This is a genomic window from Sphingobacterium sp. WOUb80 (assembly GCF_050058145.1).
In the GTDB taxonomy this organism is placed as follows: Bacteria; Bacteroidota; Bacteroidia; order Sphingobacteriales; family Sphingobacteriaceae; genus Sphingobacterium.
The window spans coordinates 1869608-1881970 of record NZ_CP165617.1 but is presented as its reverse complement, the minus strand read 5'-3'; the positions used below and the strand labels follow the sequence as shown (position 1 = coordinate 1881970).

The window sequence follows — 12363 nt, the reverse complement described above, 5'->3', positions numbered from 1 at the left end:
CCTTCAGTTCGCTGCTATAGTTCATCAACACGAACCCAGCCCATTCCAGCTGCTTTTGCACCTTCTACTCCGGGGATACCATCTTCATAGACCAAACATCTTTCTGGGGCAATATTCAATTGAGATGCGGCCAAAAGGAAAGGCTGAGGTGAAGGTTTGCCTTCTGCAGTATCTCCTGCGCAAACTAGTGTCTCTAAATCATCCCATACCCCAATGGTGTTTAAGGTCATCGATAAGGTCGTCCGGGTACCTCCCGATACGGCAGCAATATGCTTTTTCCCTTTTTGATATTTTAGATGTTCAACAACGTAATCCACTGGTTTGGTCTTGAAAACATATTCATCTCGAAATATGGTGGATTTGAGCGTAGAGAATTCCTGGAAGTCAAAATCCACGCCATAACGCTTACTGATCTCCTCCGCGACGGCAACCGTTGGCCATCCAGCAGTTTCATCAATCAGATTCACATCCAGTTCTACACCGTATTGTTTGGCAGCAGCTTTATAAGATTGTTTATGGGCGTCCATATTGTCCGCCAAAGTGCCATCGACGTCAAATAATAGCGCATCATAGGATTCGGCAAGAAGGTTTAAGAGTTCAAATTTGCGTTGTGATTCAGGTGACATATACGTTTAATAGTGAGCTGTAAAATTAAAGAAATATAATTGGAAGAGCAAAAAGCAAGAAGCCTTTCCTACATTTAAAGGAAAGGCTTCTTGCTTTTTGCTCCGTATGAATTTCATACGAAGGATTGCATATAATTAGTGTGAACTTAAATTTTTTGCTTTTTCTTCATCGAAATTCGCTTCCAATTCAGCTAACTTTTTCTTACCGTACGCCATGCGTGTAATTACAACAAATAGCACCGGAACGATAAAGATCGCTAGAAGTGTGGCTGCAGTCATACCGCCGAATACGGTCCAACCGATGGTTTGACGGGAAATTGCTCCAGCTCCATGCGATAACATCAACGGAATAATACCTAAGATAAAGGCAAAAGATGTCATGATGATTGGACGTAAACGTAATTTTACAGCATCTAATGTCGCTTCATAAAGATTCATTCCGATATCAACCCGTTCTTTCGCAAACTCCACGATTAGGATGGCATTTTTGGCTGCAAGACCAATAATTGTCACCAAACCAATCTGCGCATAGATGTTATTGTCCAATGTAGGGATTAATGTTAGTGTCAATATGGCACCAAATACACCCAGCGGAACTGACAATAGAATGGAGAACGGAACTGACCAGCTTTCGTATAATGCGGCTAATAGCAAGAATACAAATAGGATACAGAGGGCAAAAATTTGAATTGTCTTCGATCCCGACTGCATTTCTTGAAGCGACAGACCAGAGAATTGATAGTCAAAACCTTCAGGCAATGTTTGTGCAGCAACTTCTTGCAGTGCTTTCAATGCATCCCCTGAGGAATAACCCGGCGCAGAGCTACCATTAATCTCAATACTTCTAAATATGTTGTAGTGGTTGATGATTGAAGGCATCGTCGTTAGCTCATATTTTACCAAGGTACCCATTGGTACTGGGTTTCCAGAAATATTATTGACATACAATTTGTTGATGTCTTCAATATTCATACGATAAGGGATATCAGCTTGCGTAACGACACGGTAGCTACGACCGTACTTCGTAAAGTCGTTTACATAACTACTTCCCAGATAAGAAGAGATTGTCGAATAAATACTTGAAATCGGCACACCCATACGTTTAGCCTGTTCACGATTTACTTCCAATTTGTAGTTAGGCGAGTTGGTGTTAAACATCGTATAAGCCATTCCAATTTCAGGACGTTGATTGGCAGCCATCAGGAACTTGCCTACAGTAGCTTCGAAGTCCTTGATATTGACCGTCTGCAAATCTTGAACTTGCATAGAAAAACCGCCTGAAGTACCTAGACCTGGAATTGCAGGAGGTGTTACAGCCAGTACTCTTGCTTTTGTATACCCCATGTATTTACCCATGATCATGCCCGCGATGTCATTTGCTGTACGCGTACGTGTTTCCCACGGTTTTAGCGACACGAACACTGTTGCACCATTGGATTTAAACGCACGGTTCAAGATATTGATACCCGAGATTGCGGTAACATACTTGATTTCAGGGAAAGTCTTGTGTAGATCGTCTTCAATCTCTTTAAGGACTTCATTTGTACGTGCCGAAGAAGAACCCTCTGGCAGCGTAATACCCGCGAAAAATGCCCCACCATCCTCGGAAGGAATAAATCCTGTCGGCTTGGTTGTAAACATCCAGCCTGTCCCGATGAAAATACACAATAGAATAATCAATACAAGCGGTGCTTTTTTAATCGCTTGTTTTACCCCATTGGAGTATTTGATGGTCACTTTTTCAAACCAGACATTGAATTTGTAGAAAAACTTATTCAGTCCTTTTGCGCCTTCATGTACTGCTGTAGGTTTTAATAATATCGAACATAACGCAGGAGTTAGTGAAAGTGCGATAAACGCCGATAGCATAACCGACACAGCGATCGTGATGGCGAATTGTTGATACAATTTACCTACCATCCCTGGAATAAAACCTACTGGAACGAATACTGCAGCCAAAATCAATGCAATTGCAATAACCGGAGCTGTGATATCGCCCATGGCGCGGCGTGTCGCTTCTTTCGCATCCAATTTATAATGGTCGATATAGTGCTGTACAGCTTCCACCACAACGATGGCATCATCCACCACAATACCGATGGCCAGTACAAACGCAAGCATGGTTAAGTTGTTGACCGAAAAGCCAAACATCAGGAAGAAGATGAAGGTACCGATGATGGACACCGGAATTGCCAGTACAGGAATTAGGGTTGCTCTCCAGCTTTGAAGGAAGAAAAATACCACTATCGTTACTAAAATCAATGCTTCAACCAACGTATGGATAACCGAAGAAATAGAGGCATTTACAACCGATACTGTCTCGTAACTGATTGTGTAATCCACGTCAGTAGGAAACGATTTCTTCAATTTTTCCAATGCAGTAACAATGCCCTCTGCGGATTCTACGGCATTTCCTCCCGGCGTTTGGTTGATCATCATTGCAGATGAAGTCATGCCATTTACAGTTGAGGATGTACCATAATTGAATTGACCCAATTCAACACGTGCAACATCTTTTAAAAGTACAATGGAACCATCTTTGTTGGTCTTGACGACGATATTTTCAAAATCTTCAGGGCTCGAAAGGTCACTATCAGTAATGATTGGATATTCAAATACCGTTGAAGATTCTTGTGGACGTCCACCAACACTACCGCCAGGTATACGGGAGTTTTGTTCCGCAATCGCTGTAGATACGTCTGCAGGTGTCATGCTTAGGTTCGCTAATTTGTTGGCATCTAACCATACCCGCATGGAGAATGGCTGACCAAATGCGGTTACATCACCGACACCTTTAACACGCAATAATGCGTCTTTAACGTATAAGTTGTTGTAATTGGCCAAGAAATTTTCGGTTCTTGTTCCTTTTGGTGATGTCAACGCAACCAGCATGAGGATATCGTTATTGGCTTTACGGGTTGTAATACCTAAACGACGTACAGCTTCTGGCAAGGCAGGTTCAGCAATTCCCACACGGTTTTGCACGTCCAGGGTTGCTATATCAATGTCGGTACCTACTTCAAATGTAACAGTAATTGTTGCTTGACCATTTGAAGTACTGTTGGACGACATATAAATCATGCCAGGAGTACCGTTGATCTGACTCTCAATGAGTGTAGTCACCGTTTGCTCAACCGTCTGTGCATCTGCACCAGTATAATTGGCTGTAACCGTTACTGTTGGAGGTGCAATAGAAGGATACTGGCTAATTGGCAGTGTAGATACCGCAATAATCCCGATAATTGAAATCAATATCGAAATAACGATTGCGGTAACTGGCCTCTTAATAAATACTTCTGAAATCATTCTATATCTTTTAGATTCTCTTTAAAAATTAATGCTGTTATTTTCCTTGAGGAGCTCCTTTTGCAGCCTGTTGGGCAGCAACAGCAGCGTCAACTACTTTAACACCATTTTGGACGTTCATGGTACCATCGACAATGATTTTTTCACCATCTTTAACACCCTCTTTGATAACAATTTTATCGCCGGCTTTAATGCCTAATTTTACCTGACGGATTTCAGCTTTGCTGCTATCATTAACAGCATATAGATTGAATACCCCTAGTTGTTCAAAGATAGCTTTGTAAGGAACCACCACTTCTTCTGTTGCCGAAGTTGAAGAAACATTCATCGTGATGTTCATTCCAGCTCTCAATGTATTGGAATTATTTGGGAATGTCGCTCTAACTTTAATTGTTCCTGTTGCCGGATCTACAGCACGGTCAATCGTCGTAATTGTTCCTTTTCCTTCATAAGTACTGCCATCAGGCAAAAGCAAAGAAAGATCTGAAGAAGAATGGCTGCTCTGTAATTTGGTGAATTTCGTAATATCCTTTTCATTTACCTGAAATTCAACGGCAATAGGGCTTGTTGATGAAAGTGTATTCAACAGGGTAGTACCTGGATTCACCAATGCACCTAGACGTACTTGCGAGATACCAATTGTACCCGAAAATGCTGCACGTATGGTTGAGCGGGATAAATTTGTATTTGCAGTAACTAATGCAGCGCGAGCCGATTCAACCTGTGCCTGCGCAGCAGCAACACTCGATTTGGCATTGTCAAACACTTGTTTTGCAATCGCATCTTTATCAGCCAGCGTTTGGTATCTTGCCAAATCTCTTTTTTGACGCTCCAATTCCGTTTGCTGTACTTGGAGACTTGCCTTAGCTTGTTGGACAGCGGCATTATAGCGTGTTCCATCAATTTCATAAAGGGCTTGTCCTTGAGACACTACGGCGCCATCTGAAACATATATTTTGGTGATATAACCGCTAACTTCCGCAAATAGGTCTGCTTCGTTCAACGGTTTGACTGTTGCAGGGTAGCTGATCGTACCTGTAACAATCTCATGTGATGCTACACCAAAGCTAACAGGAACAACCTTCTCAGCTTGAGCCTGAGCTGCGCCTTGCTTTTTTGCATCTTTATTTCCACAAGAGGTCCATACTAATGCCGTCCCAAGGAAGAAAGCGAATAATAATTGTCTTTTATTCATGATTTGTATTAGTTTCCGTTTATTGATTAATTTGTGTGAATCGCACCAACAGCTTTCTGAACATCTAATTTACTCGATAATAAAGCATATAGCGAGTTCAGATAGTTGAGTTGCGTTGTTTTGAGATCAGTCTCTGCTGTCATGAGATCAAGGTAAGTTTTAATACCTGAATCATATTGAAGTTTGATTGTATCGTATACCTCTTTGGATAAATCCACATTTTCTTTGGCTGTTTTCCAGTCATTTAAGTTCGCATTATAGGTTGCTTTTGCCAGCGAATATTCGGTATTGATGCTATTCTCCAAGTTTTTGATGTCCCAGTCGATTCTTTCTTCCTGCAGTCTGGATTTGTTGATTTGTTTTTTACGTTTAAACCCGTCGAAAATTGAAAAAGATACATTCAGTCCAGCAACAGAACCTGGGAAATTATCGGTATAAAGCTTACTGAATTTGTCATTTCTATAGTTGAATGCATAATTATAGAAGGCGCTCACACTTGGCAAGTACGTCCATTTATAATATTGTGTACTTAACTGCTGGATCTTTTTTGATGTTTCCAATTGTTGGAATTCAATTCGATTAGAAACATTTATTCCGGCTGTTGTGTCTATCAGAATCTCCGACTCCATACTGCTATTGTCAAATGAAAGGGTCAGATTTTGACTTTTATCCAAAGCTAATAGCTGTTTTAGATATTCGTATTTATATTTTCGAAGTTCAACCGTCCGTTTTTCGTCGGCGTTTGAATTCGCTAAAGCTATTTGTGCTCTTTTATAATCTGTTTTGTCAACTATACCTACATCATATTGTGATTTGGCATCTTTCAATTGTTTTTGCAAACGGGCAATGTTTTCGCGGACAATTTTGATCTGCTCTTCTGAAGTAAGGATGTCGTAGTATGCTTTGCTGACCTCAACGACTGCAGTTATTTTTTGGTTCTCGGTATTTTGTTTATTTCCGAGACGTACCAATTCAGCTGCTTTTCTTGCTTGCATTAACTCAGGGTTCAGAATCTGCTGGTCTACCTGAAGCGTTACTGCGCTCGCATTATTCTGTCCCATTTTGATGTTATTACCACCAATATTTGCCAATGGAACGATGACGTTATAGTTGTAACTTCCTTTTAAGCCCAATTGGGGGTACCAGCCTGAAAGGGAGATGTCGATATCCTTTTCACCAATGGCTTCATCCAATTGCGCTTGTTTTACAGAGATTCGATTACGCAAGGCATAATCTATCAGCTGCTGAAGTGTTGCATTTGCAGGCAAGTTTTCAGATTGCTGTTGTGCAAATCCTGTATTACTCAAAAGCGACAGGGCCGCCAAGGAATAAACGATTTTATTAAACTTCATATATGTAATTAATTATTTTTTTCTCTATTAATTGCTCCATCCCAAATAATTCCAATCAATTCCTCCATATTTCGTTCGGAAAAGCTCAGGTCTTTGAATTTTATGCTGTGAACGGTAGACAATGCGACTCCGATATAACTGGCCACAAGCAGATGCACATTCACTTGTTTCAAAATTTTGCGGTCTATACCTTCCTGTAAAAAATCGACAACTTTATTTTGGCCTCCTACAGGTTCCTGTATCTCAGCCTTATTTTTTTCGTAATAAGGAGAGGAGAAGAATTGCTCAAAAAAACTGAAGACATGACCGTTTTCTAAATAAAACTTCACAAAATTGCGCCACACATGGAAAAAGGAATCTTTGTAGCTGAAATCATCTTTTATACCATCAAAAATATAATCATTTAGTAATGCCCGACAATGTTTGAACAAGGCAAAAATAAGGTCATCTTTAGAAGGGAAATAATGGTAGATAGTTCCGATTGCCACATCTGACTCTTGGGCGATTTTACTCATCGGCGTCCCGTGGAAGCCGTTTGTTTGTATAAGTTTTAGTGTGCTGGCAAATACTGCCGCTATTTTTTCATTAGAATTCATCAATCGAACGTTCATTCGGTTGCAAAATTAGCGATTAATTTGTATCCAAAATGTCAGATTATTGTTATAAATCAATAAATGTAAAACGATTTGGATCAATAATACAATAAGGAAAAAAGGATAAAATTGTTTTCATCTTTTTATTTTTTTTGTCAATAGGTAATGGAAGCGCTCCGGAAGCTTAATGGGGCTGTTTAGTGGTGTTGTTTCAACTTTGGTTCAAATGGATGCGGGAATCCTTTTTTGTTCATCGGGAGGACGTCTTTGTTGGGAAGTGGGTGTTAAAAAGAGAGGGAGCTTTTGGCAAAGCTCCCTCTCTTTTTATTGACAATTCTTTAAATTTCTTTCCACCTCATCCAAAGGGTAACTATGTTTTCCTTTGTTGATTTTAGTGTTGATATATGTCAGTACATAAGCGATATCAACAGCAGAGAGATTAGATGCCGGCATTACACTATTGAACTTTTTGCCTGCGACTTCCAGCTCACCAGAAGTTCCATGCTTGATGATACAAGCTAGTTTATGGCGATTAACCTGTAAAAATGTGGTATCTGTTAAAGGCGGGTAGAGGGTGCCCAATCCTTCGCCCTTCTCTCCATGGCAATTTTGACAATGGGTTATATATACTTTTTGACCGTTTACAGCATATTGTGCCGTTTTGATATCAACTTCATTCTGGCAGCCTATCAATATAAGCAATAGAGCGCCAATTGCCAGGCATGTTGTTAGGAGAATGCGCATATTATTTTTTCGCCTCGCTCAATAATGATGGTAGATCGTTCATTAATTTTTTTACCTGCTCATCATTCGTGCCATCATAAGCACCTCGAATACGTTTATCTTTGTCAATCAAAACAAGGTAGCCCTGATGATCATAGCCGCCGGGTGCATTTTTATCCTCCGCAGTATAAACCAGGTATTGATTGGCAAGTCCATAAATTTCTGCTTTCGTTCCTGATACAAATTGCCAATGATTATTGCTTACACCCAGTTTGTTGGCATAATCTTTCAAAACGTATGGCTGATCGTATTTAAAGTCAATACTATGAGACAGAAAACGAACCTCATCATTGTCTTTATATTGCTGGTATATCTTTAGAAGATTGCGATTCATTGTCGGGCAGATGCTTGGACAATGGGTAAAGAAGAAGTTTGCAACATAAACTTTTCCATCAAAATCTTTATCCGAAATCATCGCACTATCTTGATTAAGAAGTTTAAATGGCGGTATTGTATGGTAGAGGGTATCTACAATTTTTTTTCCATCAACTGTTTTTTCTACAGCCTCCCTTTCGCCATAGATCGGTAAGTTTGTCTGACTATTATTTTTACAGGAAAATAGCCCCAATAATAGAAAAGTTGCGCAGTAAAATTTAGTTATGGATCTCATGTTTTTATTTTTTGTTTTAAGGTTTGGCTTAACTTCCCGACTATATTAATTCGTTCCGTGGCCATTTTGTTGAACTTGTGAAGTCTTTTGGACTTAAAAATTCTTTAATTTTCCTTCACTTTCTTTGGAGACATTATCAAATATCTTTTTCATATCACTTACTTTCTGTAGTTCTGTTTCGAAATATTTGACATCTGTTGAATCCGGATTGTAGCCTTTCATCCAGTCCATCATATGGTCTGTGGCGCTTTCTAAGTTGGCTTTTAAAACACTCAGTTCTTTCCTTGTCGCAATGGTATCTAAATCCGTGCGGGCTGTCTTAATAGTTTTTAAATTTGCCAGAATGGAATCTATCTTGACGGCATCGCGGTCGAAATGGGCAATTTGAGGCATGATTTCATCATGGATTTTTATGGTTGAATCTTGCAGGGCTTTTACTGTCGTTGCGCCATTTCCATTCGTCCCACATGCTGCTATTGCCAGAGATGCGATAGCCAAAAAAGCGATTTTATTCATGTTTCTTGTTTTTGGTAATTCGACAAATATATCAATTTCTTATGGCTCGACATTTCGATTTCTGGACGGGAATGTAAAATTCAAGTCACGAATATAGGTTTCACAGCGTACCGTAGCACATAAGTCACCTGTTTTGTCTTTGATCTCTAAGGTAAAATCTCTTACAATCTTTCCTTTTGTTCTGATCGTCTGTGCGCATTCTTCAAGTACTTCTTCGGAAAGGTTTACAGCATACTCTACACTGGTCTTTCCGGGCTTCTTAAAAACGATCTGTGATGATTTTAGCCAGGCTACTGTTTTCTTGAAACCAATTTTTTGAAGATATTGATCGATCAGGATGGGAAATATAGGGTCTGCAGCAGCGAATATCGTTCCACCAAATAGTGTTCTGTTTGTATTGATATTGAATGGCGTCTTGTATATTTTTACTTGGGCACCTTGAAAGCCGGGACTAATTTTTTTTACCCATATTCCTTGAAACAGAAAAGGCGGATAAATACGCAATAGCCAAGTTAAGGCAAGTGGACTGTATCTCATAAAGCAAAAATAAAACAATGTATCGGAATATTTTCTGAAATCTTGGTTTTGTAGCTTCACTATGGTATTTTTACAGCTTCAAAAAACCTAAAATGTCAACACTAAAAGAAAATCGACCCGACAATAAAGTATGGTTACTGGTTATGATCGCATCACTGGGATACTTTGTCGATATCTATGATTTAATTATTTTCTCCATTGTCCGTATTCAGTCCTTTACTGATATTGGTGTTCCCGCTGAAGAAATGCGGGTAAAAGGTGAATTTGTGCTTAATATGCAAATGGGGGGGCTGCTATTAGGCGGCATCATTTGGGGAATTATTGGTGATAAATATGGCCGTTTAAAAGTGCTCTTTGGATCGATTCTTCTCTATTCTTTAGCAAATATCGCAAATGGCTTTGTACATGATGTGCTTATGTATGGTATTATTCGTTTTATAGCGGGTATTGGTTTAGCGGGAGAGTTGGGAGCGGGTATTACCTTGGTCTCCGAAAGTATGCACAAGTCAAAACGTGGTTACGGTACGATGTTGGTTGCTGGAGTCGGTGTATTGGGAGCTATACTTGCTTATTTTGTGTCTGAGGAATTTGATTGGCGGACCGCTTATTTCGTCGGTGGAGGCATGGGCTTATTATTATTGCTTTTGCGTGTGGGATCCTTTGAATCAGGACTGTTCAAGGAACAAGATCATGCAGGGGTAGTGAAAGGTGATATCCGCATGCTTTTTACGGATAAGAGCCGGTTAAAACGGTATATTAATTGCCTTTGTATCGGGCTGCCTATTTGGTTTGTTGTCGGTGTATTGGTGACTCAAGCACCCGAAATAGGGAAGGCATTAGGTACTACAGATGTGCTGAGTGCTGGAAAAGGGGTGATGTTTACGTATATAGGTATATCATTGGGCGACGTATTAGCGGGGATATTTGCACAAGTTTTAAAATCCCGAAAGAAAGTTGTCCTTATTTGCCAGGTAATTATCATCGTCAGTTCGCTTTGGTATTTGTTGAGCGATGGTATTACTGCCACTAAGTTTTTGGGCTTAGCATTTGTGATGGGATTAGGGGTGGGGTATTGGGCTACATTTGTAACGATTTCGGCAGAGCAATTCGGTACAAATCTCAGAGCGACTGTGGCAACTACTGCACCTAATTTTGTTCGAGGCGCACTCATTCCATCAACAATGATCTATGGGGTACTAGTCAATGCTTTTGGTATCGTACCGGCTGCAATTACAATGGTCTTATTGCTTTCAGGAATAGCGATCTATTCACTGACACAATTGGAAGAAAGTTTTGATAAAGATTTGGATTACCTAGAAGAATAGCAAATGAGAAGCATGTCTATTTTTTCTGACCCGGACACTTTTTACAACGTTTACCTTCTTTGTACTTTTTGCAGCACTTCTTAAAACAAGCACATGAAAAGTCAGAAAAAGGGTTCATGGCTGTATTTCTAAATTGAAACACATGGCCTTTGTTTTCTGACTCACATACATCCATCACCGATTCAATAACTTCGTTCATGAAAGCAAAGTTACGATTTGTTTAAAACAATTCTAAATAATAAAATTGTTTTTACATTTTTTTGATCAGATTCTCAATAATTTTAGGGAAGTATTGGTGTTCGAGTTGCTGCCCTTTAAACTTGATGATATCTAATGTGTCATTTGGATCGACTTTAAAACGCGCCTGATGGATAATTTCTCCTTCGTCGAAGTGTTCATTGGCAAAATGTATCGTGATACCATGTTCCTCTTCTTTATTAGCAAGAACAGCTTTATGCACATGATCGCCATACATTCCCTTGCCACCATATTTTGGCAGGAGGGCAGGATGTATATTAATGATTTGATTCGGAAATGCTTTTAGCAGATTGGTTGGAACAAGCCAAAGAAAACCTGCTAAGACAATAAGATCAATATTCAAGTTCTTCAGTATATTGACAACGTTGTCTGTTTTGTAAAATTCTTCACGATCGAAAATATGTGCCGGGATTTCAAAATTGTCTGCCCGCTGAATAACGTATGCATCAGGATTATTAGATAAGATCAAGGCAACCTCAGCTTCATCCGAATATTTAAAATGTTCCATTATTTTTTGAGCATTGGAACCTGAACCTGAAGCAAAAATAGCAATTCGTTTTTTCACGATTAATGAGTATTAATAGATTTGATCGACTTAAAAATTAGCCCAAACTTACGGATTTTTTGTAAAAAAACTAAAATATTAGTGTACTGACGCACATTTTTAGGTATTATTGATTAAAATTAATTGAATATTCATTGTTGGTTTAAAATTCTTTAACATGAGGTTTCTTTATTCTCTATTTTTTGCAAGTGCTTTTTTTTTAATTCAACCTATATTTGCACAGGCACCTAAAACGCTTCCAGCCTTTACTTTTGATGAGGTTTATCAAGCGAGTAATTTTAATTCGGATAAACTGCCCAAGTCCGGCTATATCGTATTGAATTTTTATGATCCCGGTTGTGGACATTGTCAGAAAATGGGAGCGGGCATTGCGCAAAATTTGGCGAAGCTAAAGAATGTTTCGTTTTATTTTATTTCAATGAATGATAAAGCCTATGTGGATGGTTTTATTAATATGCATGCTAAGGCATTAAAAAATGCAGCAAATGTAAAGTTCTTATTTGATGCTGGAACGCAGTTTATCGAAAAATTCAAGCCGAGCAATTATCCCTCATTATATATTTATGATGCGAAAACGAAAATGCTGGTACAGCATCTGGACGGAGAAGATGATGTAAAGAAGCTATTAACAGCGCTAGGAATCAGTAGTTAGTGGTCAGTTTGCATGGTATAAAAGCGAAGCGCCCGGTTTTTCTGC

At 39.3% G+C, this 12363-nt stretch carries 12 protein-coding genes; 2 read left to right on the top strand and 10 right to left on the bottom strand.

Translation table 11 applies throughout. The features are described 5' to 3' along the window. Positions 1-14: 14 nt before the first annotated feature. The 9 genes from AB1Z56_RS07710 to AB1Z56_RS07670 form a co-directional block, all read right to left on the bottom strand. Positions 15-626, bottom strand: coding sequence for an HAD family hydrolase (locus AB1Z56_RS07710; protein WP_309366146.1), 612 nt, complete (start codon positions 624-626; stop codon positions 15-17). A 135-nt stretch (positions 627-761) separates the two neighbouring features. Further along, positions 762-3932: an efflux RND transporter permease subunit gene (locus AB1Z56_RS07705; protein ID WP_309366145.1), complete on the bottom strand. Its 3171-nt coding sequence runs from the start codon at positions 3930-3932 to the stop codon at positions 762-764. A 37-nt stretch (positions 3933-3969) separates the two neighbouring features. Next, entirely contained in the window at positions 3970-5127 is a 1158-nt protein-coding gene (locus tag AB1Z56_RS07700) for an efflux RND transporter periplasmic adaptor subunit (RefSeq protein ID WP_426791612.1), read from the bottom strand. 26 nt (positions 5128-5153) lie between these two features. Further along, positions 5154-6479 (bottom strand): TolC family protein, encoded by a 1326-nt coding sequence (locus AB1Z56_RS07695; protein WP_293905942.1) that lies wholly within the window; start codon positions 6477-6479, stop codon positions 5154-5156. Between the two features lie 8 nt (positions 6480-6487). Further along, on the bottom strand, positions 6488-7075 hold the full coding sequence (locus tag AB1Z56_RS07690; protein WP_309366143.1) for a TetR/AcrR family transcriptional regulator: 588 nt from the start codon (positions 7073-7075) through the stop codon (positions 6488-6490). A 321-nt stretch (positions 7076-7396) separates the two neighbouring features. Beyond that, positions 7397-7816: a c-type cytochrome gene (locus tag AB1Z56_RS07685; RefSeq protein WP_309366142.1), complete on the bottom strand. Its 420-nt coding sequence runs from the start codon at positions 7814-7816 to the stop codon at positions 7397-7399. Between the two features lies 1 nt (position 7817). Next, positions 7818-8465 (bottom strand): SCO family protein, encoded by a 648-nt coding sequence (locus AB1Z56_RS07680; protein ID WP_313269622.1) that lies wholly within the window; start codon positions 8463-8465, stop codon positions 7818-7820. A 93-nt stretch (positions 8466-8558) separates the two neighbouring features. Continuing rightward, positions 8559-8981 (bottom strand): transposase, encoded by a 423-nt coding sequence (locus AB1Z56_RS07675; protein ID WP_293905934.1) that lies wholly within the window; start codon positions 8979-8981, stop codon positions 8559-8561. Positions 8982-9020: 39 nt separating this feature from the next. Further along, positions 9021-9518 (bottom strand): DUF4442 domain-containing protein, encoded by a 498-nt coding sequence (locus AB1Z56_RS07670; protein ID WP_293905932.1) that lies wholly within the window; start codon positions 9516-9518, stop codon positions 9021-9023. Between the two features lie 92 nt (positions 9519-9610). On the opposite strand from AB1Z56_RS07670, the gene AB1Z56_RS07665 reads away from it, so the two are divergent. After that, positions 9611-10843 carry an MFS transporter gene (locus AB1Z56_RS07665; protein ID WP_426791611.1) on the top strand — a complete coding sequence of 411 codons (1233 nt, stop codon included), beginning with the start codon at positions 9611-9613 and terminating at the stop codon, positions 10841-10843. 250 nt (positions 10844-11093) lie between these two features. On the opposite strand, the gene purN is transcribed toward AB1Z56_RS07665, so the two are convergent. Next, positions 11094-11666, bottom strand: a complete 573-nt coding sequence (gene purN, locus AB1Z56_RS07660; protein WP_293905928.1) for a phosphoribosylglycinamide formyltransferase — start codon at positions 11664-11666, stop codon at positions 11094-11096. A 157-nt stretch (positions 11667-11823) separates the two neighbouring features. Here purN and AB1Z56_RS07655 point away from each other — a divergent pair, with 157 nt between their 5' ends. Continuing rightward, positions 11824-12318, top strand: a complete 495-nt coding sequence (locus tag AB1Z56_RS07655; protein ID WP_426791610.1) for a TlpA family protein disulfide reductase — start codon at positions 11824-11826, stop codon at positions 12316-12318. Positions 12319-12363: the final 45 nt, after the last annotated feature.

Coding starts and splice junctions, on each gene's coding strand:
- AB1Z56_RS07700 (WP_426791612.1), bottom strand. CDS start 5,127: ATGAATAAAAGACAATTATTATTCGCTTTCTTCCTTGGGACGGCATTA.
- AB1Z56_RS07710 (WP_309366146.1), bottom strand. CDS start 626: ATGTCACCTGAATCACAACGCAAATTTGAACTCTTAAACCTTCTTGCC.
- AB1Z56_RS07655 (WP_426791610.1), top strand. CDS start 11,824: ATGAGGTTTCTTTATTCTCTATTTTTTGCAAGTGCTTTTTTTTTAATT.
- AB1Z56_RS07705 (WP_309366145.1), bottom strand. CDS start 3,932: ATGATTTCAGAAGTATTTATTAAGAGGCCAGTTACCGCAATCGTTATT.
- AB1Z56_RS07680 (WP_313269622.1), bottom strand. CDS start 8,465: ATGAGATCCATAACTAAATTTTACTGCGCAACTTTTCTATTATTGGGG.
- AB1Z56_RS07675 (WP_293905934.1), bottom strand. CDS start 8,981: ATGAATAAAATCGCTTTTTTGGCTATCGCATCTCTGGCAATAGCAGCA.
- AB1Z56_RS07695 (WP_293905942.1), bottom strand. CDS start 6,479: ATGAAGTTTAATAAAATCGTTTATTCCTTGGCGGCCCTGTCGCTTTTG.
- AB1Z56_RS07665 (WP_426791611.1), top strand. CDS start 9,611: ATGTCAACACTAAAAGAAAATCGACCCGACAATAAAGTATGGTTACTG.
- AB1Z56_RS07690 (WP_309366143.1), bottom strand. CDS start 7,075: ATGAATTCTAATGAAAAAATAGCGGCAGTATTTGCCAGCACACTAAAA.
- AB1Z56_RS07685 (WP_309366142.1), bottom strand. CDS start 7,816: ATGCGCATTCTCCTAACAACATGCCTGGCAATTGGCGCTCTATTGCTT.
- AB1Z56_RS07670 (WP_293905932.1), bottom strand. CDS start 9,518: ATGAGATACAGTCCACTTGCCTTAACTTGGCTATTGCGTATTTATCCG.